This is a genomic window from uncultured Dysosmobacter sp. (assembly GCF_947631635.1).
In the GTDB taxonomy this organism is placed as follows: domain Bacteria; phylum Bacillota; class Clostridia; order Oscillospirales; family Oscillospiraceae; genus Oscillibacter.
On sequence record NZ_CANRMB010000004.1, the window covers coordinates 108,027 to 133,106 of the forward strand.

Consider the following 25,080-nt stretch of genomic DNA (forward strand, 5'->3'; position numbering starts at 1 on the left):
AGGGGGAGCATTTCGGCGGGATCTGTGGTATCATGGAGATAGTGTTTTAAAAAGAGAAAGGAACGGGACCCCCATGACCAAAGAGGAGGCCTTAAAAACATATTTTGGCTATGACGCCTTCCGGGGCGGGCAGGAGGCGGTCATCGACGCCCTGCTTGCCGGGGGGAACGCCCTGGTCATCATGCCCACCGGGGCGGGGAAGTCCGTGTGCTACCAGGTCCCGGCCCTGCTGCTGCCGGGTATCACCCTGGTGATCTCGCCGTTGGTGTCCCTGATGCGGGACCAGGTGACGCAGCTGGTGCAGATGGGCGTGCCTGCGGCGTTTTTGAACAGCAGCCTGACCTTCAAGCAGTATCTCCTGGCGCTGGACCGGGCCAGAGCGGGCCGGTACAAGATCATCTATGTGGCGCCGGAGCGGCTGGAGACGGAGGGATTCCGGAGCTTTGCGGAGCACGCGGACATCTCCCTGGTGGCGGTGGACGAGGCCCACTGCATCTCCCAGTGGGGGCAGGATTTCCGGCCCTCGTACCTGAATATCCCCGCGTTTGTGGCATCTCTGCCAAAGCGCCCGGCGGTAGGAGCCTTTACCGCCACCGCCACGCCGGATGTCAAGGAGGACATCGAGAGGCTGCTGGCCCTGAAAGAGCCCCTGCGGATCACCACGGGCTTTGACCGGGAGAATCTGTACTTCGAGGTGCAGCAGCCGGACAGCAAAAAGGCGGCCCTGCTGGAATTGGTGAAGGGGCGCCCCGGTAAGTGCGGTATCGTCTATTGTGCCACCCGGAAAAACGTGGAGGAGGTCTGTGGGTTTTTGCGGGAGCGGGGCGTCTCCGCCACCCGCTACCACGCCGGATTGGAGGCGGAGGAGCGGCGGCAAAATCAGGAGGACTTCCTCTATGACCGGGCACAGGTGATGGTGGCCACCAACGCCTTCGGCATGGGGATCGACAAGTCCGACGTGCGGTATGTCATCCACTACAACATGCCAAAGGATATCGAGAGCTATTATCAGGAGGCGGGCCGCGCCGGGCGGGACGGCCTGCCCTCCAGTTGCATTCTGCTGTACAGCGGGCAGGATGTGCGGACCAATGAATTCCTCATTACCCACGGCGAGCTTCGGGAGGGGATGGACGCTGCGACGGCGGAGCGGCTGCAGGAGCGGGACCTCCAGCGCCTGCGGCGGATGGCGGGCTACTGCCGCACCCGGCACTGCCTGCGGCAATACATCCTGCAATACTTTGGGGAGTCCGCCCCGGACTGCTGCGGCACCTGCTATAACTGCCTGCACAACTTTGAGGAGGTGGATGTCGGCAGGGAGGCCCGGACCATCGTGGCCTGCGTGGCGGAGCTGAACCAGGCCTTTGGCGTGGGCATCGTGGCCGAGACCCTCTGCGGCGCGGAGACCGACAAGGTGCGGAAATACCATCTGGACCGGGAGCGGAGCTATGGCGCGCTGCGGGAGCTGCCCCAGAAGGAGGTCCGGGAGCGTATCCGCTTCCTGCTGGACGAGGGGATACTGACTCTCAGCCCCGGGCAGTATCCGGTGGTGCGCCTGGGAGAGCGGGCGGAGGATATCGTGCGGAACGGCCCAGCCCTGTGGATGAAGACCGTGCGGGATCAGCGCCCCGCCCCGTCCCGGAAGGAGGCTCCGGGCGAGCTGGACGGCCCGGCGGCGGAGCTGTTTGGCCGCCTGCGGGCGTTGCGGGCGGGGATCGCCCGGCGGCAGGGGGTGCCCGCCTATGTGGTGTTCACCGACAAGACCCTGCGGGAGATGGCATTGTGCCGCCCCGGTTCCCTGCAGGAGCTCCAGGCGGTCAGCGGCGTGGGCGCCGCCAAGGCGGAGCGGTACGGCCGGCAGTTCCTGGCGGAGATCAGCGCGTTCGAGTCCGGCGGATATTCATGACCGGGCGGAGCTGCTTCAAAGACAGAAAATTATAGGAGGTATCACCATGCGCCTGAAAGACAGTTTTCATCCATATGCCGCTACCACCATTGTGTTTTGGTCACTGGCCTATGTGATGACGAAGTTGGCCCTTCAGCACTTTTCGACCTTTGCCCTGGGCTTTTTGCGCTATTTGATCGCGTCTGCCATCCTGCTGGTCTTCATGGCGATCAACAGGATGAAGCTGCCGAAAAAGGCGGACCTGCCCTGGTTTCTGGCCGCGGGAGCCATCGGCTTTTTTGTATACATGATCGCCTTTAACATGGGGCAGGCCCAGGTGACGGCGGCCACCGGCAGCGTGGTCATCGCCACGGCGCCGATGATCACGGCGCTGCTGGCCTGGGCGGTCTACCGGGAATCCCTGCGCCCTATCCAGTGGGCGGCCATCCTGCTGGAATTTGTGGGCGTGCTGGTGATGACGCTGATGACCGGCGTCTTTTCCATCAATTCCGGCCTGTTCTGGATGCTGCTGGCGGCCCTGTCTCTAAGCGTCTATAACCTGCTCCAGCGGCGGCTGACCCGGACCTATACCGCCATGCAGACCTCTACATATGGCATTTTTGCCGGAACTCTGCTGCTGGCGGTGTTTGCGCGGGGGTCCTTCCAGGAGGTGGCCAGCGCCCCCCCGGTGCAGCTGGTGTATTTGGGCGTTTTGAGCGTTGGCTCCAGCGCTGTGGGGTATGTGGCCTGGGCAAAGGCGTTTTCAAAAGCGGAAAAGACCTCCCAGGTCAGCAATTATATGTTCGCAACGCCCTTTTTGAGCAGTCTCATGGGCTTTCTGCTGGCAGGGGAGGTCCCGGACCGGGCCACGCTGGTAGGCGGCGGGATCATTTTGCTGGGCGTGTTCCTGTTCAACTTCGGAGAGTTAGCCTGGCGGTCCCTCACAGACCGGAAGGGCTGACGCACCTCTCTTTTTCTGCCCGCGAAACGCGAGAACAGGCGGGCGTGGGACGTGGTATCCTGGCAGACAGAAAGGAGCGGTGCGGATGGAATGGCTGGACAGGTTCAATGACGCAATGACATATGTGGAGGAAAACCTGACAGGGGAGATCACCCTGGAGGGCGCGGCTCGGCGGGCGGCGTGCTCCGCCTATCATTTCCAGCGGATGTTTTCCTACGCGGCAGAGTACGTCCGCCGCAGGCGAATAGCCGCGGCGGCCATGGAGCCAACTTGATATTTACCGATTAGATGAAACGGGCGGCTGCGTCAGCGGCCGCCCGTTTCCTTGATACAGCGGAGAGCTGTCACTGGACCTCCCGCAGCAGCTCCTCTGCGGAGATGCCGAACAGCTTTGCAAGCGCGAGAAGATTGGAAGTGCTGGGTTCGGAGGTCCCCAGCTCCCATTTGGAAACGGCCTGTCGGCTGACGCCGACGGCCTCCGCCACAAATTCCTGGGACATTTTACAGCGGGCGCGGTGCGCCTTGATCGCCTCTCCCAATGATTTTTTGACCGTGGACCGTTCCTCGCGGATGTCCTTTGTATAGATGTATTTCAAGAGGGCACGGGCGATAAGAACGAGAAAGAAGATCAGCAGACCCAGCATGACCAGGCCGAAGATCGAAAAGATCATTGTGTTGAGCACGGTAGTTCACCTCCTCGTATAATAAAGTCGTATTTTGGATTGCCCCAGAGGGGCAGCTAAGGTACAATGCAAGCAGCGGATAGAGGTCGGAGTTCACCTCCTTGGGTTTAATACCCGTTCGTAAGGGTGCCGCCTCTACCTTTGCGGTGGTCTACGAATAAGCTGGATGTTGGTTTCTCTCCGAATATCAAACGAGGCTGTAGTCCGCAAAGAGCTGTGAGGACTATCCGCAAAATACCTGGAGGGATATACTATGCTTATTTGCAGAATCGATATCGGAAAAAATTATCATGAAGCCTGTGTCATTGACGAAACTGGACGGCAGTTGGCAAAAACACTTCGTTTCCCCAACACGACTGCCGGAGCCAGCACACTCATGGACTATTTTCATGGATGCAACCCGGAAAAGCAAACCATTGTTTTGGGTATGGAGGCCACAGGCCACTACTGGCTGTCGCTATACTGTTTTCTGTTCGACCAGGGCTTTCAGGTGAATGTCATCAATCCGCTGCAGTCTGACGCCGTGCGCAATTTGTTCCTCCGCAAAGCTAAAAATGATGCCAAAGACAGCTTTCTCATTGCCGAAACGATTCGCATTGGCCGTTTCAGCAACACAGAGCTTGCAGATGAAGATATCCTCGCTCTGCGCCAGCTCTGTCGGCACCGCATGGATCTGGTAGACTATATCGCTGACCAAAAGAGGAAGATCATTGGCGTCATGGATCGCGTTTTCCCAGAGTATCAGCATTTCTTTACCAACATGTTCGGTAAAACCTCAAAAGAACTTTTGGATATTGCTGTTACACCGGAAGAACTGCTTGCTGTCCCAACGGAGGAGCTTTGTGCCATACTCAAGAAAGCAAGCTGTGGGCGCTTTGGTCAGGCAAAAGCAGAGGAAATCCGGGCTGCGGCGAAAAACTCCTTTGGAATTACCATTGCTACGTCAGCATTTGCTTTGCAGCTGCGGCAACTTCTGGAAAAGATAGATTTGTTGGAGCGGCAACTGGATGAATTGGACTTTGAGATCGAGCAACGCATGAATAAACTGGATACCTGCATTACCACCTGCCCCGGCGTAGGCAAGGTACTTGGTGTGGTCATTCTCAGCGAAATTGGGGACATTTCCCGTTTTCCAGAGCCAAAGAAGCTGGTTGCTTTCGTAGGCATCGATCCTTCTGTCCATCAATCCGGTGAGTTTACCGGGACTCAGAACAAGATGTCCAAGCGCGGCCCCCCGCATCTGCGCCGTGCCATTTGGCTGGCGGCCACGGTATCCGCTTTCCATGATCCCGTCCTTTCTGCCTTTTATCAAAAGAAACGGGCAGAGGGAAAGCATCACTACACAGCCATTGGCGCTGTCGCCAGAAAACTCACGCTTATCATCTACGCCGTCTTACGGGATAAAAAGCCCTACGTGCCAAACTGTTGAACCTCATATCCCAAAGGCTTCTATCTTTGACATAGTTTTCTGCTGTTCCCAGCGGAATGTTCAACTAATGTGGGGCATCCTATTTTAGGGGTGCTATGATGCGTAAAATCACTATGTTTGCTGCTGGAATCATGGTTACCGCAGCTGTCTTGCTGTCAACAGGTGCCACGGCAGAATCCCAAAAAGAAATATCCATGGATGCGTCGGAACAGGTCATCTTGCGGCTGTTGTATCAGCCGACTACTACGGCTGTTGATGACTACTATGGAGAACCCAGACAATATTGGCGGCAAGAAGTCCTTAGCGTCCAAAAAGTTCCAGAATCACCCTATTATGAGGTCGTCATACGGGTAGAGACCTTCCATGGTGCGCATAACCCACCGAATGGCCTTGAAACAATGACTTTCTATATTGGTCCTCTTGATAAAGTTCAGTTAATCAGCTTTGACCACCAAGACGAGCCGGACTAAATGAATGAATCTCAGCTCAATCCCTCCTTCAGGCGGCCTTGGTCGCCTGCTTTTTTGCTGCCCTTTTTCCATATTTGCTTTTTCAGATGACCTCTTGACTTTTGATAGCTGGTCTTTCCTGATGGCGCCGGTTTATAGTCGGCACAGTGGAAAAGAATCCGGTGGATTCTTTTCCATGCAGCGCTGCTGTGCAGCGTTGCAGACCGTATATGCGGCCCTCTGGGCCTGACTTCATAGGAAACGCACAAGCTCCTTTTCAACTGCGTTGACTATACCAGAAATGTCCGGTTGCCGCCACCAACTATCGCGCAATTTGGCGTTGCGCTGTGTTTTTATAGAAGAAAAGCAGGCCCGCCCACGGCAATGCGCTGTGAGCGGGCCTGTTTTTTATCAATTCAGAAAATCCTTCAATTTTTTGCTCCGGCTGGGGTGGCGCAGCTTTCTTAGAGCCTTGGCCTCGATCTGCCGGATGCGCTCACGGGTGACGTTGAACTCCTTGCCCACTTCCTCCAGGGTGCGGGTGCGGCCGTCCTCAATGCCGAAGCGCAGCTTCAACACCTTTTCCTCCCGGGGCGTCAGGGTGGAGAGCACGTCCATCAGCTGCTCCTTCAACAGGGTGAAGGAGGCGGCCTCGGAGGGCTCGGAGGCGCCCTCGTCGGGGATAAAGTCGCCCAGATGGGAATCCTCCTCCTCGCCGATGGGAGTCTCCAGAGAGACGGGCTCCTGGGCGATCTTCAAGATCTCCCGGACCTTTTCCACGGGCATGTTCATCTCGGCGGCGATCTCGTTGGGGGAGGGATCGTGGCCCAGCTCCTGGAGGAGCTGGCGGCTGACACGGATGACCTTGTTGATGGTCTCCACCATATGGACGGGGATGCGGATGGTCCGCGCCTGGTCCGCAATGGCCCGGGTGATGGCCTGCCGGATCCACCAGGTGGCGTAGGTGGAGAACTTATAGCCCTTGGTGTAGTCGAATTTCTCCACGGCTTTGATAAGGCCCAGGTTGCCCTCCTGGATCAGGTCCAAAAACAGCATCCCACGGCCCACATACCGCTTGGCGATGGACACCACCAGGCGGAGGTTGGCCTCCGCCAGCTTCTGCTTGGCGGTCTCGCCCTTGTTGAAATCCTTTTTCCAGGCGGCCTCTTCCTCCGGCGTCACCGTTACCGCTTCACCGGACTCCCGGCAGCGCTCCAACTCCTCCAGCTTTTGGGAGGCCTCATTTCCGGCGGCCATGGCCTGGGCCAGGTCGATCTCCTCATCGGGGGAGAGCAGGGGGACCTTGCCGATCTCCTTCAGGTACATGCGGACGGGATCGTCGATGGAGAAGTTGTTCACCAGGGTGTTGGGGTCCACCAGCTCCTCTTCCTCCACGTCGGCGATCTCCTCGGCGGCGGGTTCGTCATCCGGCAGCTCCGGCAGCAGGTCCTCGTCCGCGCTGATGTCGATGTTCAGCGCCTCCAGAGAGTCGTAGAGCTGGTCCATCTGCTCGCTCTCCAGATTCAGCTCGTCCACGGCCTCCATTAGCTCGGCGGATTCCAGCTTGCCCTTTTTCTTGCCTCGGGCCAGCAGCTCCCGCAGCTTTTCGCTGTTGATCAGCCAGCTGGCGGCGGGGAGAGCGGCCACCTGCTTGTCGTCCAGACGGACGATGCCGGCCTTCTTCGCCTCCTCATCGGTCATGACATGGGGGGGCTCCTGACCTGCCTCCGCCGTGCCCTTTTTATGGGAAGCCTTTTTCGCGGGTTTTGCGGCCGGTTCCATATCTTCAACAGACTCTTCCGCCTCGGCGGCAGCCAGAAGCGCGTCTGCCTGCTGCTCCAGCTCCTCGGGGGTCAATTCCTTTTTATTAGACATGCTGCTTTCCTCCAGTACCCTTTTTGTCTTTGTATTTTTCTGTTGCCGCCAGCAGCGGGTCCATGGCCGCGCCGGTCCGTTTGTCAGCTTCTGTTTGTACGATGCGTATGTAATCCGCCAGCGCCTGCCTGCCGTTTTGGATGGATTCCGGCTGCTGGCAGACAGCGGTGATGTGGCTGATCTCCTCCGACGACAGCAGATCGGCCAGACTGGCCAGCGAAACGGGGCGTCCAGACTCCCTGGACTGCCAGAGGAGCCCGAATACCTTCCCCAGCAGGGGGGAGGAGAACTGCTCCGGCTTGAGGGGCGCCTCCGCGGGGAACAGGCTCTCGTCCAGCAGAAGGAGGCGCAGGACGCCCTCCTCCGCCCGGGCGGAACGGAGATTTTCGTACCGCAGGGAACGGTCCTTGGGTTGCAATTGCGCCGCGGGGTTCAGGTCCTTCCGCAGCTCCGCCCGCTTTTCCCGGGCGATGCGGCGCTTGAAGGCCCGCTGGACCTCCAGCTTCATGGCCACCGGCGTGATCTTTGCGGTCTCGGCGGCCCGGACGGTATAGATCTCCCGCTCCACCGCGCTGGACAGGGAGGCCAGCAGGTCGCTGATCTCCTCGCAGTAGGCGATGCGGGCCTCGTCACCGGAGAGGTCATATTTTCCGGCCACCTGGGCCATGCGGAATTCCACACCGTTCTCGCTGCCGTTCAGCAGCCGCTCAAAGGCGTCCGGCCCCTGGAATTTGATGAAGTCGTCGGCGTCCTGCTTGACATATTCACCGTCCACCAGCCGCCGGGGCAGCTGGAGGACTTTGACGGAAAACTCGGAGTTATTTAAAATCTGGAGCGCCCGCTCCGTGGCGATCTTTCCGGCATTGTCGTTGTCGTAGCACAGCACCAGCTCCTTGGTGAACCGGGAGAGGAGCCGGGTCTGCTCCACGGTCAGCGCCGTGCCCATGGAGGCCACCGCGTTGTCGAATCCCGCCTGGTGCAGCGTCACGATGTCCAGGTTTCCCTCACAGAGGATGATGTTGGGGCGCTGCGTCTTTTTTGCCAGGTTCAGGCCGTACAGCACACGCCGCTTGGAGTACACCGGCGTCTCCGAGGAGTTCATATACTTGGGCTCGGACTTGTCCAGCACCCGGCTGCCGAAGGCCACCACGTCGCCCCGGGTGTCGATGACCGGGAGCATCAGGCGGTTGCGGAATTTGTCATACAGGCCGCCGTTCCGGTTCTGGACCACCAGGCCCGCGTCCAGCAGCTCGGACTTCGTGTAGCCCTTTTTGGTCATGGCGGTCAAAAGGGCGTCCCAGGAGTCCAGGGAGGCGCCCATACCGAATTTGACAGCGGTCGCCTTCCGGATCCGGCGGCGGTCCAGGTATGCCTGCACCGCCCGGCCCTCCGGCTGTTGGAGCATCTGATAATAGAACCGGGCCGCGTCCCGATTCAGGTCCAGCAGGCGCTGGCGGCGTCTGCCCGCCTCCCGGTCGCCGGTCTCCTCTGGGACCTCCATCCCCGCCCGTTTGGCAAGAAAACGCACCGCGTCGGGGAAGGTGAGGTTTTCGATATCCATGACGAAATTCACCACGCCGCCGCCCTTTTTGCAGCCAAAGCAGTAGTAGATCTGCTTGTCCGGGGAGACGGAGAAGGAGCCGGTCTTTTCGTTGTGAAAGGGACACAGGCCAAACAGGTTGGCGCCTTTGCGGGACAGCTGTACGTAGCTGCCAACCACGTCCACGATGTCGCTTCTGGCAACCAGCTCGTCCATAAAGCTCTGGGGGAATGCCACAGCCGCTGTCCCTCCTTTCGGTCAGTTTAGCCAAGATATCCGCTTATCATACCGAAAAAACAAATCGGTACAAAAATGCGATATTTAAATATACCCCGCGGTTTCCGGATTTCCTCTTTTTTTTCACAAATTTTTTGAAAAAAATTCGTCAGGGTGATGACTTTACAGGATGGGCGGAAATCCCGTACAATATTACTACCTATATCTATGGACAGGGAGGAGCGGGAATGGCGATCGAACTCTGGGCGGCCCGGCTGGAACGGCCTTTGACGCCCCAGGAATTCAAAACGATGCTGAAACTCCTGCCTCCGGAGCGCCGCGAACGGGTGCTGCGCCTCAAACAGGCGGAGAAGCGGCGGGAGCCGCTGTGCGCCTATCTGCTGCTGCGCATGGCGCTGTGGGAGCAATATGGGTGGAAGCAGCTCCCCGGGATCGCCTGTTCCTCCTTTGGAAAGCCCTATTTTCCAGACCATCCGAATGTTCATTTCAACATCAGCCACACGACGGGCGCGGTGCTGGTGGGGCTGTCGGACCAGCCGGTGGGGGTGGACATCGAAAAGATCCGCCCAGTCAGCCAGCGGGCCATGGAGCGCTTGGCGGATGCGAAAACGGAGCGGGCGTTTTTTCAGAGCTGGGTCCGGCGGGAGGCCCGGGCCAAGCGGGGCGGCACCGGCGTGGGGACCATGCTGGCGTCGGAGACGCCCATGCAGTACGGAGAATATTTTTATGCGCTGGACACCTTCCCGGGCTACGCTGCGGGCGTAGCCACCCGCGGCAGGGAGGCGCCGGGAATGCTCCGGCGGTATTCCCTGGACGAGATGATATGAGAGAAGGGGGGGGGGAGGGCTGTATCCATGGGACTTTTGCTGTTGATCCCCTTTTTCCTGGTGCGGTTCAGCCTGCTTGCCCTATTGAATAAGGACGCGGTAAAGCGCGCCGCCCATTTCGCGCCCCTGGAGGGTGGGGAACGGGCGGCATACTGGCTCTATCAGGGGGCCACCGCGGCGATCATAGTTGGACTGGGATTCTTGGAGATCCCGTCCGCCCAGGGATGGCGCTTTGGGGCGGGGCTTGCCATATATGTGCTGGGATTGGTTCTGCTGACGCTCTCTGTGATTGCTTTTGCGGCCCCAACGGAAAACGGCTTTCACCAGAATGGAGTTTACCGTCTGTCCCGCAATCCCATGTATGTGGCCTATTTTGTGTTCTTTACAGGCTGCGCGCTGGTCACACGGTCCTGGAAACTGTTCAGCTTTGTTTTGCTGTTTCAGGTCACGGGCCATTGGATCATCCTCTCGGAGGAGCGGTGGTGTGTACAGCAGTTCGGTGAGGCATATCTGCGGTATCAAGAGCGGGTCCGGCGCTATCTCTAGTCCGTCAGGGGAAGTGTGGGACATATGGAGAAAGGTCTCCGGCTCCGCATGGAGGGCGCTGGGTAACGAAAGCATTCGGAACGCCGGACATGAGCGCCGTGCCTTGGGCGAGATTGCCTATGGGATGGAAAGCGGATGTTCCTGTGGATGTGTCCTTGACTTTTGCTGTATAAAATGTATAATATTTTCGGAAAAACATGACCCTGGTGGGGATTTTTTGAGGGAGGCATATCATATGACCTATACCATGAATGTGGCAGGACTGACCCGGGAGCTGCCGATCTGCAAAGTGACGGATGACCTGTACATCGGCGCGTTTATCTGCTTTGGCGACGCAGAGCTGACAGTGGCCTGCGCCCGGGAGCTTTTGAAGCTGGTCCCCGCCGGCAGCTATGACTATATGTTCACCGCCGAGGCCAAGAGCATTCCCCTGATCCATGAGATGGCCCGCCAGTCCGGCGCCAAGAAGTATTTCATCGCCCGGAAGGGACCCAAGGCCTACATGCCGGACCCCATCCATGTGGAGGACCAGTCCATCACCACCGCCGGGGTGCAGAAGCTGTATCTGGGCCGGGATGACGCGGATCTGATCCGGGGCAAGCGCATCATGATCATGGACGACGTGATCTCCACCGGCGGTTCTCTCCACGCCATGGAGGAGCTGGTGAAGATGGCCGGCGGCACCGTGGCGGCCAAGGTGGCGGTCCTGGCGGAGGGCGACGCCCAGAACCGGGATGACATCAAGTTCCTGGCGCCTCTGCCGGTATTCAACGCCGACGGCACGGTCAAGGGATAAGTCTACATATGGAACGGCACGTTGTTCTTGAAACGGCGTGCCGTTTTCAATGAATTTGCCGGATCATGGGGGTATTATGAAAAAGAGGACGGTTTATTGGCTGCCAAAGACCGGCGTGCTGGCGGTATTGTCGGCGGTGTTCATGGTCTGCTCGGCGGTGGTGCGTATCGTGTGGGCCGCGGGAGAGGAAGCGCTCTCCCGCTCCACGCTGTGGTTTCAGGTCCTTCTGCCTTTGGCGGCAAACGGGACCTTTGTGGCGATCCTGTTCCGGGACGGCAGGGAGCGCCTGTACCGCTCCGCCATCCCGGTGTGGCTGGGCTGCGTGTTCTTCGCTGTAAAGGCATTAGGCTTCTCATCTATGATCCACACAGTGCTTTGCCTCTGCCTGTATGCGCTGGTGGCGGTGCTGTACACCGCCACGGTGACGGGATATGTGCCCACCCAGAAGCTGCTGTGGCTGCTGTTCGGACTGCCCATGCTCTACCACATTTTTGTGGAGGACACCCAGAAGGCCGACTGGCCGGTCCATGACTGGCTGCCGGAGATCAGCGTGCTGTGCTGCATGGCGGCGCTGCTGTGCATCTCTCTTGCCATGAAAAAGCGGCCGGTGGAGGAGGGAGCGCCGGTGCGCCGCTTCGGCGACCGGAACGACGGCCGCCGCCTGCGGAGCCTGTCGCCCATCTTTGCCGTGTCCCCCTATATCATGAAGACCCGCAACACCTCCCAGAACTTCATTGAGGACCACATCGAGGTCACGGAGATGGAGCGGTATATCGTGGAGAAGCGGAAGGCGGGCATGAAGAACTTCGGCGTGCTGCATGTGCTGCTGGCGGCCTACGTGCGGACCTGCGCCCGCTATCCGGGACTGAACCGCTTCATCGCGGGACAGAAGATCTTCACCCGGGACCGGGAGATTGAGGTCAACATGACCATCAAAAAGGAGATGTCCACGGACTCCCCGGACACGGTCATCAAGGTCACCTTTGACCCGGCGGACACGGCGGAGGCGGTTTATGAGCGCTTCAATGCCAAGGTCCAGCAGGTGAAGGACGCGCCGGAGGACACTTCCTTTGACACCCTGGCAGGGACTTTCAACCTGATCCCCGGCCTGCTGCTGAAGTTCTTTGTATTTCTGCTTCAGGCTTGGGACTATTTCGGCCTGCTGCCCAGGTTCCTGACAAAGCTGTCGCCCTTCCACGGCTCCCTGTATATCACCTCCATGGCCTCGCTGGGCATCCCGCCCATCTATCACCACCTGTATGACTTCGGCAATGTGCCGGTGTTCTGCTCCTTCGGCAAAAAGCGGCGGGTGTTTGAGACCCAGCGGGACGGCACGGTGGCGTGGAAGAAGTATATCGACTGCAACTTCGTCACAGACGAGCGCATTGTGGACGGCTTCTATTTTGCCTCGGCCCTGCGGTATCTCCACAACCTGCTGGGGGACCCCTGGCAGCTGGACCAGCCGCCGGAGGAGGTCCTGCGGGATCAGGCGTGAATGAAAAAAGGAAGCGGCAGCGCCGCTTCCTTTTTCAATGGTTCTTTTTATAGGTGAGATATCCCTCCAGGATCAAAGAAGCCGCCACGGCGTCCACCACTTTTTTCCGCTTCTTGGCGTTTTTGCCGCTGTTGAAGAGGATCTGATGGGCGTCAATGGTGGTGCGGCGCTCGTCCCACAGGACGACGGGCAGGGAAGTGGTTTCCCTTAACAGCTCCGCCATGGCCTGGGCTTTTTCCGAGCGGGGGCCACGGGTGCCGTCCATGTTGATGGGATGGCCCAGCACCAGCTCCTCCACGCCGCGCTCTTTTACCAGGGCGGCGATCCGCTCCGCCACAACTTCTGGGCGATAGGCGTCGATGGTGGTGGTGTACCCGGCCAGGAAGCCGGTGGGGTCGGAGATGGCGATGCCGGTGTGTGCGTCGCCGTAGTCAATGGCCATGATGCGCATGAAGATGCCTCGCTTTCTGATTCAGGAATAAAGATCTCCTCCACGGGATAATCGTCGGTATCGGAAAAGTGCCACCATTCACGGTCATAGGGGCGGAAGCCGCAGTCGGTCATCACGTCCTCCAGCAGCTGGGCGTGGGAGGCGGCGGGCTCCGGAACATCGCTGTAATCCCGGTCCGCCAGGGTCGAGAAATCATCAAAATCCGTGGGCATCTCCACAGCTTCCCCCTCCAGCGTCACCAGGGTCAGGTCCACCGTATTGCCCCGGCTGTGGGAGGAGAACCCCTTTTCAGGGTTTGCCACATAAACCGGGTCCGGGCAGGCCTCCCACAGGCGGAACTGGGCCGCCGTGGGGCGGAAGGCGTCCCAGACCAGCAGGGAATAGCCCTGGGGCTCCAGCGCCTCCAGGGCGGCGGAGAGCTTTTGGACCGTGCCGTACCGCAGATAGGCATCTGTAAAATCATAGATGACCTGTCCCGTGAAGTTGTCCGCCGAGGCGTATTTCAGGTCCACGGCGATATCCGGCAGATAGTCTGTCACCCGCACAAAGTCCGACGCCTCCAAAAGGGGTTCGGAGACCGGTAGGGGGGACGCTTCAGGCTCCGGCGCGGGGATGGCCTCCGGCTCCGCAGACTCCTGGACCGCTGGCGGCGGGGCGGGCGTCTCCGGCGGGCGGACGCCGCAGCCGGAGAGCAGTAGAAGCATCAGTAAAACCAACAGACGCCGGTTCATAGACTGTCCCTCCCATGTGAGATAACTGCATGATACCATATCCGAGAGACCGGCGCAAGAGGCGGCCCAAGGGCTGAAAGAACGGAGCGCGGACGACACCCCATAGAACGTGTGCTTTTCCTATGAAGTCAGGCACAGAGGGCCGCATATACGGTTTGCAACGCTGCACAGCAGCGTTGCATGGAAAAGAATCTTTCAGATTCTTTTCAACTGTGCCGACTAGCCGACTATAAAAACAGCAGTATTTTTTGGAAGAAAATGATTGACGGCGGATAAGAGTTGTAGTATAATCTCTCTTACCTGTGAAAAAGGGCTTTTGTCGTCGTGCGCATTTTTCGCTTTTCGGCCGCGGCGGCGATGTCCCTTCCAAAAGGCAGGGAGGCAGTCGGTATCCCCGGCGTTGCCGGGAATGATACCAATAATAAGGAGGTGCCGTTAGATGCGCGTTAAAGTCACTTTGAGATGCAACGAGTGCAAGCAGAGAAACTACAATACGATGAAGAACAAGAAGAACACCCCGGACAAGCTTGAACTGAACAAGTATTGCCCCTTCTGCAAAAAGCACACGCTCCACAGCGAAACCAAGTAATGGCGACGAATTTAAGAAAGGGCGTGTAACAACATGGCAGAAGAAGCGAAGAAGAAAAAGGACCGCGGTCAGTGGTTCCGTGAGATGAAAAGCGAACTGAAAAAGGTCGTCTGGCCCAACAGGCAGACCGTGGTGAAAAACACCGGCACGGTGCTGCTGTGCTCCCTGCTGATCGGTGCCTGCATCTGGATCTTCGATTTTGTGGCGGTCTCTGCCGTCCAGATGATCCTGAAGGTGTTTGGCGCTTAAGGGGTAACGGATATGTCAGACAGCGCGAAGTGGTATGTGATCCATACCTATTCCGGCTATGAAAACGCCGTCAAGACCAGCATTGAGAAGTTCGTCACCGGCCGCGGCATGGAGGACAAGATCCTCCGCATGGAGATCCCCATGGAGACCGTGACGGAGGTCACCGAAGCCGGCACCACCAAAGAGGTGGAGCGGAAGGTGTTCCCCGGTTATGTGCTGATCAAGATGATCATGACGGATGATACCTGGCATCTGGTGCGGAATGTCCGCGGCGTCACCGGCTTTGTCGGTTCCGCCAACAAGGCCATCCCCCTGACGGAGGAAGAGGTCCTTGCCATGGGCATGGAAAAGCACGAGATCGTCGTCAGGTACAAGGAGGGCGACCACGTACGGATCGTGGACGGCCCGCTGTCCACCTTCACCGGCGTCGTTGAGGAGATCGAACCTGAGAAGAACCGTGTCAGCGTCATGGTCTCCATGTTCGGCAGAGAGACGCCCGTGGAACTGGAACTGGACCAGGTCGAGGTCCTGGACTGAACAAAAAGGCCCGCATGGGCAGCGCCGCGCCGGGCGTCTCCGGCGCAAGTGGGAGGGACCCGCAGGGCCCCGCCAAGGACGGACGGAAGAGACGTCCGCACCACATTTATAATTTAGGAGGTGCTACTCCGTGGCACAGAAAATTACTGGTTATGTAAAGCTGCAGATCCCCGCAGGCAAGGCGACTCCCGCTCCCCCCGTTGGCCCCGCTCTGGGCCAGCACGGCGTCAATATCGCCGCTTTCACCAAGGAGTTCAACGAGCGCACCAAAAATGACATGGGCATGATCATCCCCGTCGTCATCACCGTGTACGCTGACCGTTCCTTCTCCTTCATCACCAAGACCCCCCCCGCGGCCGTCCTGATCAAGAAGGAGTGCAACATCGAGTCCGGCTCCGGCGTTCCCAACAAGAACAAGGTCGCTACCATCTCCAAGGCGTCCATCCAGAAGATCGCCGAGATCAAGATGAAGGACCTGAACGCCGCCAGCCTGGAGGCTGCCATGAGCATGATCGCCGGCACCTGCCGCTCCATGGGCGTTGTCGTTGGCGACTGACATACCATAAGCCGAGCGGCTGAGAAGGCCGCTCCATACAGTGGGAGGATTTGATTCCGAAGAACCACTATGAGGAGGAAGTAACATTGTTTAGAGGCAAGAAATATCAGGAAAGCGCCAAGCAGATCGATAAGAACGTGCAGTACGAGGCTGCCGAAGGCTTGGCTCTCATTTGCAAGACCGCCAGCGCCAAGTTCGACGAGACTGTCGAGCTGCATGTGAAGCTGGGCGTTGACTCCCGGCACGCTGACCAGCAGGTCCGCGGTGCCATCGTGCTGCCCCACGGCACCGGCAAGACTGTCCGCGTGCTGGTGTTCGCCAAGGGCGACAAGGCCGACGCTGCCCGCGAGGCCGGTGCCGACTATGTGGGCGATATGGATCTGGTCGAGAAGATCCAGAAGGAAAACTGGTTTGAGTTCGACGTGGTCGTCGCCAGCCCTGACATGATGGGCGTGGTGGGCCGCCTCGGTAAGGTCCTGGGCCCCAAGGGCTTGATGCCCTCTCCCAAGGCCGGCACCGTGACTCCCGACGTGGCCAAGGCCGTGAAGGAAGTCAAGGCCGGTAAGATCGAGTACCGTCTGGACAAGACCAACATCATCCACTGCCCCATCGGCAAGGTGTCCTTCGGCGCCGAGAAGCTGACCGAGAACTACAACGCTCTGATGGGCGCCATCGTCAAAGCCAAGCCCGCCGCCGCCAAGGGCCAGTATATCCGCAGCTGCGTCGCCGCGTCCACCATGGGCCCCGGCGTCAAGATGAGCACCGCGAAGCTGGTCTGAGTCTGAGAGGGAGACCGGTGGGGTTTCCCGCTCTGTTCCCCGCCGCCGGCAGGCGCGAGGGGAGACATGTGCGCGGTTTTCCGTGAAAAGCGCGCAAAATAGATATTTAAGGCTTGACTTTTTGCCATGCTTTGAATATAATATCAGATGCGTTCCAAAGACAGCAGGTGGCCTTGAGCCGTAAATCCTGCCGAGGGCGGCTAATCGTGAGATTGCTACTCCGTCCTTATGTCTTTGCGGCATAAGGACGGTTTCCTTTTTTGAACGCACCTACAATTCCTATGGAGGTGAACACAAGAATGCCTAACGCAAAGGTCTTATCCGAAAAGCAGGCCATCGTCGCCGAGCTGACCGAGAAGATCCAGAAGGCGACTGCGGGCGTGATTGTCGACTACAAGGGTATTACCGTTGAAGAAGACACCGCGCTGCGTAAGGAGTGCCGTGAGAACAGCGTGGATTACGCCGTTGTCAAGAACACCCTGCTCCGCTTTGCTTTCAACAACACCGGTCTGAACGAGCTGGATGATCTGCTGAACGGCACCACTTCTCTGGCCCTGTGCGATGACCCTGTGGCTCCCGCCCGCGTCATGGCCAACTACGCCAAGAAGCTGGACGGCAAGTTTGAGATCAAGGGCGGCTTCATGGACGGCAAGCCCGTCGATCTGGCCACCATCAACTCTCTGGCTTCCATTCCCGCGCTGCCCGTCCTGCAGGCGCAGGTCCTGGGCACCATGCTGGCTCCCATCACCGGCCTGGCCGTCGTCCTGAAGCAGATTGCCGAGAAGAACGGTGCTCCCGCCGAAGAGGCTGCCCCCGCAGAGGAGTCTGCTCCCGCCGCCGAATAATCCGGACGGCAACCAACATTTTATAAAATTTACTATTAGGAGGCAAATACAATGTCTGAGAAAGTTACCGCTATGATCGAAGAGATCAAGGCTCTGACCGTTCTGGAGCTGTCCGAGCTGGTTCACGCTCTGGAGGAAGAGTTCGGTGTTTCCGCCGCCGCTATGGCCGCTCCCGCTGCTGCTGCCGCTCCCGCCGCTGAGGAGAAGACCGAGTTTGACGTGGTCCTGACCGGCTTCGACGCCGCTGCCAAGATCAAGGTCATCAAGGTCGTCCGTGAGATCACCGGCCAGGGCCTGGCTGACGCCAAGGCCACTGTCGAGGGTGCTCCCAAGACCCTGAAGGAGGCTGTCTCCAAGGACGAGGCCGAGGCTCTGAAGAAGCAGATCGAAGAGGTCGGCGGCAAGGTCGAGCTGAAGTAATCGACTTCCATATGACAAAAAAATTCCCTGTCCGACCCGGACAGGGAATTTTTTTGTCAAAACCACCTCCATGTGGGATATTTTGAAGAGAACCAGGGTTTTTCCTGTGAAGAGCTTTTCACACGATATCCCTTTAGACCCTGCGCTTTGGAGAGGCCGCGGCGCACAGCATGCCCCCAAATGGCAGCACAAACGGATCACAGGCCCTTTGGTGTTGTGACATGCGGTCTGATTTCCCGGGATTTGAAGATCAAGGAGAACGCCCTATGCTGACAGAAAAAGAGTTTACAGCGGCAGCAGAACAGCATTTGGACATGGTGTACCGCATTGCGCTGAACTGGTTCCGCAGTCCACCGGACGCGGAGGATGCGGCCCAGAACGCCATGCTCCGGCTGTGGCGGGCGGAGAAGCCCTTTGCGGATGACGAACACCTGCGCCGCTGGCTGGTGCGGGTGACGCTGAACGAATGTAAGCGCATTTCCGCCAATCCCTGGCGCAGCCGGACGGTGCCGTTGGAAAACTGCCCGGAGCCGGTGTTTTCCGACCCGGCCCGACAGACGCTGTTTCACGAGGTCATGACATTGCCGGTGAAATACAGGGTACCGCTGTATCTCTACTATTATGAGGGCTATGGCGTGCGGGAGATCGGAGAGATGCTGGGGATAAAGACCTCCACGGTCCAGACCCGGCTGGCAAGAGCGCGGGCGAAGCTGAAAACACAATTGGAGGAGGAATGAGCCGTGAAAAATCTGTACAGGGAGACTTTTGACGAGGTACACGCCTCCGACACACTGAGACGGGAGGTTTGGAGCATGACAAAACAGGAACAGAATACACCGAAGCGGTGCCGCGTACCGGCAGCGGCTCTGGCCGCCGCGGTGCTGGTGCTGGCCCTGACCGGCACGACCCTGGCGGCCAGCGGCCTTGTACCCGGGAGCATGAAAAACTGGTTTATCCAGCAGTGGGCGGGGACCTCCGGCGGCGAGGGCATCAGCGCGGAGCAGGTAGCCCTGTTCGACCGGCTGATCCAGGAGGTGGGCGTCAGCGACACCTGCGGCGGCGTGACGGTGACGCTGGACTCCATCACCTGCGGCGACAGCGCGCTTTGGCTGCTGCTGAAGGTCAGCGGGGACCTGGACATGGTACAGGGAGAAGCCGCCACGGCATATTATTTCCACGATACGGAGGTAGTGTTCTCAAGGGAGCCAGACCGTGAGGATACCCCCGGCGGTTCCGGAATGGAGTATCCGTTCAGCGGGACCTCGGAGGACGGCGTCCAGACCATGCTGATACGATACACCATTACCTTGACGGGGACAGACTCCCTTCTGGACGGGTATGACGCGGTGCTGCACCTGGGCGACCTGATGTACGGCGACTCCGTGGCCCAGGAGGGCGAGTGGGTTCTCTCTTTCAAAATCGAGCCGTCGAAGCAGGAGGTGCTGACCCTGGAAAGTGCCGAGGTGCCCGCACATGACCATGAAAACGGCAGCGAGGCAGTCACTACGGAGCTGCGGGATATCCGGGTCTCCGCCACCGGGATCCGCTTTATCCAGATCGCAGAGCAGCAAATGTTTGCTCCGGATCAGGGGGGCGTGGTCCTGGCGGATGGCACAGAGGTGTCCCGCGCTGGCGGCGGTTCCAGGTGGACTGGTGAGATCTCTACCGGAGAGTGGGCCAGCGATTACTACTGGAAGCTGCCGGTGGACCTGTCCCAGGTGGTGGGCATCCGCTTCGGCGGCACGGTTATCCCGCTGAACTGAATCAAAAAAATCCGCCTGTCATAAGACAGGCGGATTTTTTTGTGCTATGCTGTAACCATTGAGAGGCAAATTCCTTCTGATAAAGTAAGAACAAGGCAGGAGGTGCGGGAATGGAGGACCGGGAGATCGTGGCGCTGTTCTGGGACCGGGACGGCGGCGCCATTCCCGCCGCTCAGGGGAAGTATGGGACTCGGCTGCTGCGGCTGACGGAGCAGCTGCTGCACAGCCGCCAGGACGCGGAGGAATGCCTCAACGACGCCTGGCTGAAGGCATGGAACGCCATCCCGCCGGAGCGGCCGGACAATTTGATGGCCTATTTGGCCCGGATCTGCCGCAATCTGGCGCTGGACCGGCTGGACCGCCGGAATGACCAAAAGCGTCAGGCCGAGGTGCTGGCCCTGACGGCGGAGCTGGAAGGCTGCGTGCCGGACAGCCTGCGCCAGCGGCAGACGGCGGACAGGGAGGAGCTGGGAACGCTGCTGACGTCGTTTTTGGAGAGCCTGCCGGAGGAGCCGCGGCGGATGTTTCTGCGGCGGTACTGGTTCGGGGACTCCATCCGGGACATTGCCCGGCGGTATGGATGCGGCGAGAGCCGGGTGAAGGTGACACTGATGCGGACACGGAATCGTCTGCGGGACTATCTGGAACAGGAGGGAATCACCGTATGAACGGACGGGATTTATTGGATGCCGTGGGCTGTGTGGACACGGCCCTGGTGGAGGACGCGGCGGATCCGGCGGGCCGACGGGGCCCTTTTAAGCGCATGATGGCCATCGCGGCCTGCCTATGTTTGCTGCTGGCGGGCTGTTCCCTGGCGGTGGGGACCATCTGGGGCGTTCAGATCGGCGATCTGTTCACCGGTGAGGAGGAGTCCAGCTACTCCGTGTCCGGGACAGTGCGGACAGTTCCGGACGCGGAATTTTCCCAGGAGCTGCACGAGATTTTGGAGGAGGACTGGGCGGCATGGTGGGCCAAAAGCGAGATGGAGCGGATGATCTCCAGCACGCTGCCTGGAGCGTCTTACCGGGAGTATGAGACCTGGGCGGAGGGCGCGGAATTTTTGGGAGTCGGCCTGGCCAATCCCCTGGAGACGGCGGAATGGTTGGAAAGAGCCACCTATACCGGGACGCTGGAGGGGAAGCAGGAGCTTACCAGACATTGCCGGACATCCTTCCGGGGAAATGCGGACGGCAAGGTGGAGAGGGCCGCGTTGACAGCGGGCTACCGCACCGGGGAAATCCGGGTCATGCTTTGGGCGGAGCTGCGGACGGAGTACGCCGGGGAGACGGCGGCAGATGGAGGCCAGAAGGTGGAGACCGGCGCGGTGTGGCCGGAGGCGGTGAACATGTACGCAAACTCCATCGCCATGCCTGACGGCCAAGAGGCGGCGCTGGTGGTCTCCCAGCCCCGGCGGGAGGACTCGTATGTGAGTATTGACGCCTACTTTATCCAGGACGGCCTGCTGTATACGCTGAACGTCGTGGGGCCTGACGGCGGGGACGAGGCAGTGGCGGCGGTCCGGGACGTGCTGGAACAGGCGTTGGACTGCTTTGGGCAGGAGTGACCGGTATGAGGAGAAAATGGATCATCTGCGCCCTGGCGCTGCTGTGCGTCTGCGCGCTTGCGGCCTGGTATGGGACGCGCTCCGGCGGTTCCGGCCTCCCGACCCCAGAGGAGGCCGCCGCTATGACGGCAGAGGCTGCCACCGAGGCCCTGGCGGGAACGCTCCGGGAGGAGCTGCTGAAGGTCTGGGGAGAGCCGGAGGGATGTCTCTCCGGCCTGTTTGGAAACGTCTATAAGGCGTCAGGGGAGCGGGCCGTGACCGTCTACTATGACGCTCCTTCCAACGGCGGGCCTTGCGTCAGTGCTGTGAATATCACGGAGTGGTAGAATGATAAGCCCTCTTCCGCCGCAGGCGGAAGAGGGCTGCTTTTACTTTACATCACCATACACAGCAGGATCGGCAGGAAGATGGCGGGGACCAGGTTCATCACCTTGATCTTGGTCAGGCCCAGCATATTGAAGGAGAGGGCCACGATCAGCAGGGAGCCGACGCAGGTCATCTCCGCGATCACCGCGTCGCCCAGGAAGGGGGCCAGGAAGGAGGCCAGCACCGCGATAGCACCCTGGTACAGCAGAACGGCCACCGCGGAAAAACACACGCCCAGGCCCAGGGAAGCGCCGAAAACGATGGAGCTGATGCCGTCCAGCAGAGACTTGGCGAACAGGGTGGAGTGGTCTCCGGTGAGTCCGTCCTGCAAAGCGCCCACGATGGCCATAGCGCCCACGCAGAACAACAGACTGGCGGTGACGAAGCCCTCCGAGATGGAGGCGCCGCCGCTGCCAAGGGACAGCCGATCCGTCTTTTTCTGCACCCAGTCGCCCAAGGCCCGCATCCGTTTGTCCAGGTCCAGCAGCTCGCCGATGATAGCGCCGGCGACCATGGACAAAATGGTGATCAGGCTGTTCTGACCCTTCAAGCTGCCGCTGACGCCCAGATACATGACGCACAGGGCCACGCCCTGCATGATGATGGTTTGGAGACGCTCTCCCAGCTTGGCGCTGCCGGCGGGGAGGAGGGTGGAAAAGTGCTTTGCCAGCCATGTCAGCAGCATACCGGCCAGGGAGCCGGCCAGAACTGCCAGAGCATTGACGATAGAACCTGTCAGCATATGGAATCTCTCTCTTTCTTGATCTGCTCGCGGGAAATTGCAAGTTTGGTGATTTCAAAAATCGGATGTCCGGCACCGCCGGGAAAATTATTTGGATGAGGGGAGATATTCGCCCAGCAGGTCCCGCACAACGGCGCTGCCCAGCAGCAGTCCGGCGGTGGCAGGGACCCAGGGGTTGCTGGCCGGGACGCTGCGGCGGCCGGGAGGCGGGGCCTCCAGCTGCCGGGCCGGAACAGGCTCCTCCGGACTGAACACCACCTTTTGATGGTGAATGCCCCGGTTTCGCAGCTCCTTCCGCATGACCCGGGCCAGGGGACAGCCATAGGTCTCGGAGATGTCCGCCAGCCGCAGCTGGGTGGGGTCCAGTTTGTTTCCGGTGCCCAAGGCCATGATGAGGGGGATGTTTGACCGCCGGGCGGCCTCCGCCAGGTCCAGCTTGCAGCTGACCAGGTCGATGGCGTCTATGATATAATCATACCGGCGTCCTGTGGGGAAGAAATCCTCCCGGTGGGCGGCGTCATAGGTGGCCTGCATGGGGTGCAGGACGGCGGCGGGGTTGATATCCCGGATGCGGGCGGCTGCCGCCTCGGCTTTGGGAAGCCCAACCGTGGAGTGCAGTGCCTCCAGCTGCCGGTTGATGTTGGTGACGGAGACGCTGTCGCTGTCCACCAGCGTCAGCTCTCCAATCCCGGCCCGGGCCAGGCACTCGGCGGTATAGCTGCCGACGCCGCCCAGGCCGAACAGGATCACATGGGACGCGGCCAGACGCCGCTGGCCCTCCCGGCCCCACAGCATCTCATTGCGCAGAAACTGGTTTTCCATCAGGCGGTCCTCCATAAAAAAGCGTCGGCTTTGAACAGGCAAAGCCGACGCTCCGTTTGTTTGTTGAGATCAGCCCACGTACTTCATGCCGGAACCCTGCTCGATGGTATGGTCCTGGGTAAAGGTCTCGCTCCACTGGGCGACGGCCTCATTTTTCAGATCACTGGTGACCTGGACCTGCCAATAGGGGAGGTCGGTGTCCACAAAGTACATGATGTGATAGCCCTTGTAGCTGGTGCTCTCGCCGTAGACGATGCCGGTGTCGCCGCTCTTCCGGGCGGGGTCGAAGCTCCAGTCGTTGAACTCTTGCACCATGTAGCCCTTGGGGAACTGGCTGTACAGACCGCCGCTGGTATTGGAGCCGCCGTCCTCGGATTTCTCGTTGGCCAGGGCGGCAAAGGAGTCCTCGGTGGCCTCGCCGGACTTCCACTGGGCCAGCAGCTCTTCGGCCTCGGCCTTGGTTTCGTCCTTGCGGGCCTGGAGATCGGCCTCGTAGGTCTCGGACTCCGCGTCCAGCTCGCTCTCATCGACCATCAGCAGGATGTGGCGGACGGAGACGGTGTTGTAATCCTCCCGGAAACGGCTGTGGAACACGACCACATAATAGTTGGAACCGCTCTCCAGAACAGTGGAGTCGCCCTCCTTGCGCGCATCGTCAAACAGCCAGTCCATCAAAACGCTGCTGGCATAGGTAGCGGCGTCCATGTTGGTATAGGAGGCTTTATCATTGTCCTCGGCAAGGGCCTCCAGGCTCTCGCCGGCCTGCCAGGCGGCGTAGATGCTGTCGGCAGCGGCCTTGGCGGCCTCCTTCGCGGCAGCCTCCTCTTCCTCGGTGGGCTCCACGGTGTTGCCCTCATCGTCGGTGGTGCTTTCGGCGGAGCCGTTCACCAGAACGGATTCATAGGCGACCTTGTCATAGCTGTTCACATCGGCGCTGTAAGCGTCCTCAAGCTCTGCGTCCGTATAGGTCAGGCTGTCCTCATAGGCCTGGGAATAGGCGCTGTACTGCAGCATCCGCATCAGCTGGTCGCCGTAGACCTTCTCGGTCATGGTGCCGCCCAGGTTGGACGCCAGGTACTGGGACACGGACATGTTGCTGGAAACAGCGGCGGCCTTCAGAGATTCCATGGAGGAGGCATACTCGGTCTGCACGCTGTCGGGATAGGTGAAACCCTCCGCGTCAGCGGCCTTCAAAGCGGCCTGAACGGCGGCCATCTGGTCCAGAGCCTGGGCGGTGAAGTAATCCTTCCAGCTCTGGCCCTCTTCGGCGCCCACCATGGAAGCGGCGGCGCTGCTGATGGTCTGGGATTCCAGGGGCGTGTTCATATCGATTCCCAGATAGCTGAGGAAATAGTAGTTGTTGTTCAGGAAGCTGCGGTAGACGTTCTGATAGTAGAAGGTCACCTCGGCCGCATTGTACTTCTCACCGTCAATGGTGGCGGCGGTAGCGGTCTTTTGGATGATATTGGACCGCCAGATGATGGCTGCCGCGGCAACGACCACAAAGACGACAGCGATCACCGTGTACAGAACATTGGTGCGCTTTTCCTCCTTGCGCTGCTGGGCCTCACGGGCGGTCTTGGGGTCAGACCAACCGGAGCTGACCTGATCCTGACGGTTTTTCTTTTCTCTAGATGCACTCATTTGTGTTTCAGTCCTCTCAAATATTCAGATGCAATGCGCACTTGTTCATTATAATGGATACTGTTCCATTGTGCAAGTGGAAAATCCAAATCCTGATTCTAAAGCAGAAGTCTGAAAATTTCCTAAACACATGATACATAAAAAAGCAGAGCAGACGTCTGCCCTGCAAAAAGATGCCCCGCAGCGGCCGTGTAGACCTCGTTATAACCTGCACCTTTACGGACAGGTGGGTCGCCTCCAGCACGCTTTATCGCTTCCAACTTCCAGCCGCAGACGGCAGCCGGGAGGCCTGCGAACCACGG

At 59.5% G+C, this 25,080-nt stretch carries 29 protein-coding genes and 1 other annotated feature; of the genes, 21 read left to right on the forward strand and 8 right to left on the reverse strand.

The window, feature by feature from the left end:
• Nucleotides 1-73: 73 nt before the first annotated feature.
• The 3 genes from recQ to Q0Z71_RS03795 all read left to right on the forward strand — a co-directional run bounded on the left by recQ (nucleotide 74) and on the right by Q0Z71_RS03795 (nucleotide 3,117).
• A complete protein-coding gene (gene recQ / locus Q0Z71_RS03785; RefSeq protein WP_298018486.1) occupies nucleotides 74-1,903 on the forward strand; it encodes a DNA helicase RecQ in 1,830 nt (609 codons plus the stop codon).
• A 46-nt stretch (nucleotides 1,904-1,949) separates the two neighbouring features.
• Nucleotides 1,950-2,843: a DMT family transporter gene (locus Q0Z71_RS03790; protein ID WP_298018490.1), complete on the forward strand. Its 894-nt coding sequence runs from the start codon at nucleotides 1,950-1,952 to the stop codon at nucleotides 2,841-2,843.
• An 85-nt stretch (nucleotides 2,844-2,928) separates the two neighbouring features.
• Complete coding sequence (locus Q0Z71_RS03795; RefSeq protein WP_298018493.1) at nucleotides 2,929-3,117, forward strand: hypothetical protein; 189 nt, start codon at nucleotides 2,929-2,931, stop codon at nucleotides 3,115-3,117.
• Nucleotides 3,118-3,187: 70 nt separating this feature from the next.
• Here Q0Z71_RS03795 and Q0Z71_RS03800 read toward each other — a convergent pair whose 3' ends face one another.
• Nucleotides 3,188-3,514: a helix-turn-helix domain-containing protein gene (locus tag Q0Z71_RS03800; protein WP_298018572.1), complete on the reverse strand. Its 327-nt coding sequence runs from the start codon at nucleotides 3,512-3,514 to the stop codon at nucleotides 3,188-3,190.
• Between the two features lie 265 nt (nucleotides 3,515-3,779).
• On the opposite strand from Q0Z71_RS03800, the gene Q0Z71_RS03805 reads away from it, so the two are divergent.
• Together Q0Z71_RS03805 and Q0Z71_RS03810 are read left to right on the forward strand one after the other, a co-directional pair.
• Nucleotides 3,780-4,955 carry an IS110 family transposase gene (locus Q0Z71_RS03805; RefSeq protein WP_298018496.1) on the forward strand — a complete coding sequence of 392 codons (1,176 nt, stop codon included), beginning with the start codon at nucleotides 3,780-3,782 and terminating at the stop codon, nucleotides 4,953-4,955.
• Nucleotides 4,956-5,053: 98 nt separating this feature from the next.
• On the forward strand, nucleotides 5,054-5,425 hold the full coding sequence (locus Q0Z71_RS03810) for a DUF3888 domain-containing protein (RefSeq protein ID WP_298018499.1): 372 nt from the start codon (nucleotides 5,054-5,056) through the stop codon (nucleotides 5,423-5,425).
• Between the two features lie 390 nt (nucleotides 5,426-5,815).
• Here Q0Z71_RS03810 and rpoD read toward each other — a convergent pair whose 3' ends face one another.
• Nucleotides 5,816-7,279: an RNA polymerase sigma factor RpoD gene (rpoD, locus tag Q0Z71_RS03815; RefSeq protein ID WP_298018502.1), complete on the reverse strand. Its 1,464-nt coding sequence runs from the start codon at nucleotides 7,277-7,279 to the stop codon at nucleotides 5,816-5,818.
• Entirely contained in the window at nucleotides 7,272-9,056 is a 1,785-nt protein-coding gene (gene dnaG, locus Q0Z71_RS03820; RefSeq protein ID WP_298018505.1) for a DNA primase, read from the reverse strand. The genes rpoD and dnaG overlap by 8 nt, the downstream gene beginning before the upstream one ends.
• A 227-nt stretch (nucleotides 9,057-9,283) precedes the next feature.
• Here dnaG and Q0Z71_RS03825 point away from each other — a divergent pair, with 227 nt between their 5' ends.
• The 4 genes from Q0Z71_RS03825 (at nucleotide 9,284) to Q0Z71_RS03840 (ending at nucleotide 12,720) form a co-directional block, all read left to right on the forward strand.
• Entirely contained in the window at nucleotides 9,284-9,883 is a 600-nt protein-coding gene (locus Q0Z71_RS03825) for a 4'-phosphopantetheinyl transferase superfamily protein (protein ID WP_298018508.1), read from the forward strand.
• Nucleotides 9,884-9,910: 27 nt separating this feature from the next.
• Nucleotides 9,911-10,429, forward strand: a complete 519-nt coding sequence (locus Q0Z71_RS03830) for an isoprenylcysteine carboxylmethyltransferase family protein (protein WP_298018512.1) — start codon at nucleotides 9,911-9,913, stop codon at nucleotides 10,427-10,429.
• A gap of 235 nt (nucleotides 10,430-10,664) precedes the next feature.
• Nucleotides 10,665-11,225 carry a phosphoribosyltransferase family protein gene (locus Q0Z71_RS03835; protein WP_298018514.1) on the forward strand — a complete coding sequence of 187 codons (561 nt, stop codon included), beginning with the start codon at nucleotides 10,665-10,667 and terminating at the stop codon, nucleotides 11,223-11,225.
• A 76-nt stretch (nucleotides 11,226-11,301) separates the two neighbouring features.
• Nucleotides 11,302-12,720 carry a hypothetical protein gene (locus tag Q0Z71_RS03840; protein ID WP_298018517.1) on the forward strand — a complete coding sequence of 473 codons (1,419 nt, stop codon included), beginning with the start codon at nucleotides 11,302-11,304 and terminating at the stop codon, nucleotides 12,718-12,720.
• Between the two features lie 34 nt (nucleotides 12,721-12,754).
• On the opposite strand, the gene ruvX is transcribed toward Q0Z71_RS03840, so the two are convergent.
• Together ruvX and Q0Z71_RS03850 are read right to left on the reverse strand one after the other, a co-directional pair.
• Entirely contained in the window at nucleotides 12,755-13,129 is a 375-nt protein-coding gene (gene ruvX, locus Q0Z71_RS03845) for a Holliday junction resolvase RuvX (protein ID WP_298018575.1), read from the reverse strand.
• The gene (locus Q0Z71_RS03850; protein WP_298018519.1) at nucleotides 13,030-13,902 is read right to left on the reverse strand and encodes a M15 family metallopeptidase; all 873 of its coding nucleotides are present in this window, start codon (nucleotides 13,900-13,902) and stop codon (nucleotides 13,030-13,032) included. Before Q0Z71_RS03850 ends, ruvX begins: the two co-directional genes overlap by 100 nt.
• Nucleotides 13,903-14,341: 439 nt before the next feature.
• Between Q0Z71_RS03850 and rpmG the strand changes: the two genes are divergently transcribed.
• The 12 genes from rpmG to Q0Z71_RS03910 all read left to right on the forward strand — a co-directional run bounded on the left by rpmG (nucleotide 14,342) and on the right by Q0Z71_RS03910 (nucleotide 21,530).
• Nucleotides 14,342-14,491: a 50S ribosomal protein L33 gene (rpmG, locus tag Q0Z71_RS03855; RefSeq protein WP_213038240.1), complete on the forward strand. Its 150-nt coding sequence runs from the start codon at nucleotides 14,342-14,344 to the stop codon at nucleotides 14,489-14,491.
• 33 nt (nucleotides 14,492-14,524) lie between these two features.
• Nucleotides 14,525-14,740: a preprotein translocase subunit SecE gene (secE, locus tag Q0Z71_RS03860; RefSeq protein WP_298018522.1), complete on the forward strand. Its 216-nt coding sequence runs from the start codon at nucleotides 14,525-14,527 to the stop codon at nucleotides 14,738-14,740.
• A 12-nt stretch (nucleotides 14,741-14,752) separates the two neighbouring features.
• Entirely contained in the window at nucleotides 14,753-15,277 is a 525-nt protein-coding gene (nusG, locus tag Q0Z71_RS03865; RefSeq protein WP_298018524.1) for a transcription termination/antitermination protein NusG, read from the forward strand.
• A 130-nt stretch (nucleotides 15,278-15,407) separates the two neighbouring features.
• The gene (gene rplK / locus Q0Z71_RS03870; RefSeq protein WP_298018526.1) at nucleotides 15,408-15,833 is read left to right on the forward strand and encodes a 50S ribosomal protein L11; all 426 of its coding nucleotides are present in this window, start codon (nucleotides 15,408-15,410) and stop codon (nucleotides 15,831-15,833) included.
• Nucleotides 15,834-15,919: 86 nt separating this feature from the next.
• Nucleotides 15,920-16,612, forward strand: coding sequence for a 50S ribosomal protein L1 (rplA, locus tag Q0Z71_RS03875; RefSeq protein WP_298018529.1), 693 nt, complete (start codon nucleotides 15,920-15,922; stop codon nucleotides 16,610-16,612).
• A 136-nt stretch (nucleotides 16,613-16,748) separates the two neighbouring features.
• Nucleotides 16,749-16,878, forward strand: a sequence feature (ribosomal protein L10 leader region).
• Nucleotides 16,879-16,911: 33 nt separating this feature from the next.
• Entirely contained in the window at nucleotides 16,912-17,457 is a 546-nt protein-coding gene (gene rplJ, locus Q0Z71_RS03880; protein ID WP_298018532.1) for a 50S ribosomal protein L10, read from the forward strand.
• A 51-nt stretch (nucleotides 17,458-17,508) separates the two neighbouring features.
• Nucleotides 17,509-17,877: a 50S ribosomal protein L7/L12 gene (gene rplL, locus Q0Z71_RS03885; RefSeq protein ID WP_298018535.1), complete on the forward strand. Its 369-nt coding sequence runs from the start codon at nucleotides 17,509-17,511 to the stop codon at nucleotides 17,875-17,877.
• Nucleotides 17,878-18,143: 266 nt separating this feature from the next.
• Nucleotides 18,144-18,614, forward strand: a complete 471-nt coding sequence (locus tag Q0Z71_RS03890; protein WP_298018538.1) for an RNA polymerase sigma factor — start codon at nucleotides 18,144-18,146, stop codon at nucleotides 18,612-18,614.
• A gap of 3 nt (nucleotides 18,615-18,617) precedes the next feature.
• Complete coding sequence (locus tag Q0Z71_RS03895; protein WP_298018541.1) at nucleotides 18,618-19,640, forward strand: hypothetical protein; 1,023 nt, start codon at nucleotides 18,618-18,620, stop codon at nucleotides 19,638-19,640.
• A 110-nt stretch (nucleotides 19,641-19,750) separates the two neighbouring features.
• A complete protein-coding gene (locus Q0Z71_RS03900; protein ID WP_298018544.1) occupies nucleotides 19,751-20,308 on the forward strand; it encodes an RNA polymerase sigma factor in 558 nt (185 codons plus the stop codon).
• Nucleotides 20,305-21,204, forward strand: a complete 900-nt coding sequence (locus tag Q0Z71_RS03905; RefSeq protein WP_298018547.1) for a hypothetical protein — start codon at nucleotides 20,305-20,307, stop codon at nucleotides 21,202-21,204. Before Q0Z71_RS03900 ends, Q0Z71_RS03905 begins: the two co-directional genes overlap by 4 nt.
• 5 nt (nucleotides 21,205-21,209) lie before the next feature.
• Nucleotides 21,210-21,530: a hypothetical protein gene (locus Q0Z71_RS03910; RefSeq protein WP_298018550.1), complete on the forward strand. Its 321-nt coding sequence runs from the start codon at nucleotides 21,210-21,212 to the stop codon at nucleotides 21,528-21,530.
• Nucleotides 21,531-21,577: 47 nt separating this feature from the next.
• On the opposite strand, the gene Q0Z71_RS03915 is transcribed toward Q0Z71_RS03910, so the two are convergent.
• The 3 genes from Q0Z71_RS03915 to Q0Z71_RS03925 form a co-directional block, all read right to left on the reverse strand.
• Nucleotides 21,578-22,309 carry a DUF554 domain-containing protein gene (locus tag Q0Z71_RS03915; RefSeq protein ID WP_298018578.1) on the reverse strand — a complete coding sequence of 244 codons (732 nt, stop codon included), beginning with the start codon at nucleotides 22,307-22,309 and terminating at the stop codon, nucleotides 21,578-21,580.
• Nucleotides 22,310-22,399: 90 nt separating this feature from the next.
• Nucleotides 22,400-23,134 carry a tRNA threonylcarbamoyladenosine dehydratase gene (locus tag Q0Z71_RS03920; protein WP_298018553.1) on the reverse strand — a complete coding sequence of 245 codons (735 nt, stop codon included), beginning with the start codon at nucleotides 23,132-23,134 and terminating at the stop codon, nucleotides 22,400-22,402.
• Between the two features lie 69 nt (nucleotides 23,135-23,203).
• Nucleotides 23,204-24,778, reverse strand: a complete 1,575-nt coding sequence (locus tag Q0Z71_RS03925) for a peptidylprolyl isomerase (RefSeq protein ID WP_298018556.1) — start codon at nucleotides 24,776-24,778, stop codon at nucleotides 23,204-23,206.
• Nucleotides 24,779-25,080 lie beyond the last annotated feature (302 nt).

What these genes read in the sequence shown, in the direction of transcription:
- Q0Z71_RS03825 (WP_298018508.1), top strand. Translation starts at nt 9,284, where the DNA reads ATGGCGATCGAACTCTGGGCGGCCCGGCTGGAACGGCCTTTGACGCCC.
- nusG (WP_298018524.1), top strand. Translation starts at nt 14,753, where the DNA reads ATGTCAGACAGCGCGAAGTGGTATGTGATCCATACCTATTCCGGCTAT.
- Q0Z71_RS03810 (WP_298018499.1), top strand. Translation starts at nt 5,054, where the DNA reads ATGCGTAAAATCACTATGTTTGCTGCTGGAATCATGGTTACCGCAGCT.
- Q0Z71_RS03805 (WP_298018496.1), top strand. Translation starts at nt 3,780, where the DNA reads ATGCTTATTTGCAGAATCGATATCGGAAAAAATTATCATGAAGCCTGT.
- secE (WP_298018522.1), top strand. Translation starts at nt 14,525, where the DNA reads ATGGCAGAAGAAGCGAAGAAGAAAAAGGACCGCGGTCAGTGGTTCCGT.
- Q0Z71_RS03795 (WP_298018493.1), top strand. Translation starts at nt 2,929, where the DNA reads ATGGAATGGCTGGACAGGTTCAATGACGCAATGACATATGTGGAGGAA.
- Q0Z71_RS03910 (WP_298018550.1), top strand. Translation starts at nt 21,210, where the DNA reads ATGAGGAGAAAATGGATCATCTGCGCCCTGGCGCTGCTGTGCGTCTGC.
- rpoD (WP_298018502.1), bottom strand. Translation starts at nt 7,279, where the DNA reads ATGTCTAATAAAAAGGAATTGACCCCCGAGGAGCTGGAGCAGCAGGCA.
- rpmG (WP_213038240.1), top strand. Translation starts at nt 14,342, where the DNA reads ATGCGCGTTAAAGTCACTTTGAGATGCAACGAGTGCAAGCAGAGAAAC.
- rplL (WP_298018535.1), top strand. Translation starts at nt 17,509, where the DNA reads ATGTCTGAGAAAGTTACCGCTATGATCGAAGAGATCAAGGCTCTGACC.
- Q0Z71_RS03920 (WP_298018553.1), bottom strand. Translation starts at nt 23,134, where the DNA reads ATGGAAAACCAGTTTCTGCGCAATGAGATGCTGTGGGGCCGGGAGGGC.
- Q0Z71_RS03790 (WP_298018490.1), top strand. Translation starts at nt 1,950, where the DNA reads ATGCGCCTGAAAGACAGTTTTCATCCATATGCCGCTACCACCATTGTG.
- Q0Z71_RS03905 (WP_298018547.1), top strand. Translation starts at nt 20,305, where the DNA reads ATGAACGGACGGGATTTATTGGATGCCGTGGGCTGTGTGGACACGGCC.
- Q0Z71_RS03830 (WP_298018512.1), top strand. Translation starts at nt 9,911, where the DNA reads ATGGGACTTTTGCTGTTGATCCCCTTTTTCCTGGTGCGGTTCAGCCTG.
- recQ (WP_298018486.1), top strand. Translation starts at nt 74, where the DNA reads ATGACCAAAGAGGAGGCCTTAAAAACATATTTTGGCTATGACGCCTTC.
- Q0Z71_RS03900 (WP_298018544.1), top strand. Translation starts at nt 19,751, where the DNA reads ATGGAGGACCGGGAGATCGTGGCGCTGTTCTGGGACCGGGACGGCGGC.
- Q0Z71_RS03840 (WP_298018517.1), top strand. Translation starts at nt 11,302, where the DNA reads ATGAAAAAGAGGACGGTTTATTGGCTGCCAAAGACCGGCGTGCTGGCG.
- Q0Z71_RS03835 (WP_298018514.1), top strand. Translation starts at nt 10,665, where the DNA reads ATGACCTATACCATGAATGTGGCAGGACTGACCCGGGAGCTGCCGATC.
- Q0Z71_RS03890 (WP_298018538.1), top strand. Translation starts at nt 18,144, where the DNA reads ATGCTGACAGAAAAAGAGTTTACAGCGGCAGCAGAACAGCATTTGGAC.
- rplJ (WP_298018532.1), top strand. Translation starts at nt 16,912, where the DNA reads ATGCCTAACGCAAAGGTCTTATCCGAAAAGCAGGCCATCGTCGCCGAG.
- Q0Z71_RS03925 (WP_298018556.1), bottom strand. Translation starts at nt 24,778, where the DNA reads ATGAGTGCATCTAGAGAAAAGAAAAACCGTCAGGATCAGGTCAGCTCC.
- Q0Z71_RS03850 (WP_298018519.1), bottom strand. Translation starts at nt 13,902, where the DNA reads ATGAACCGGCGTCTGTTGGTTTTACTGATGCTTCTACTGCTCTCCGGC.
- Q0Z71_RS03800 (WP_298018572.1), bottom strand. Translation starts at nt 3,514, where the DNA reads ATGATCTTTTCGATCTTCGGCCTGGTCATGCTGGGTCTGCTGATCTTC.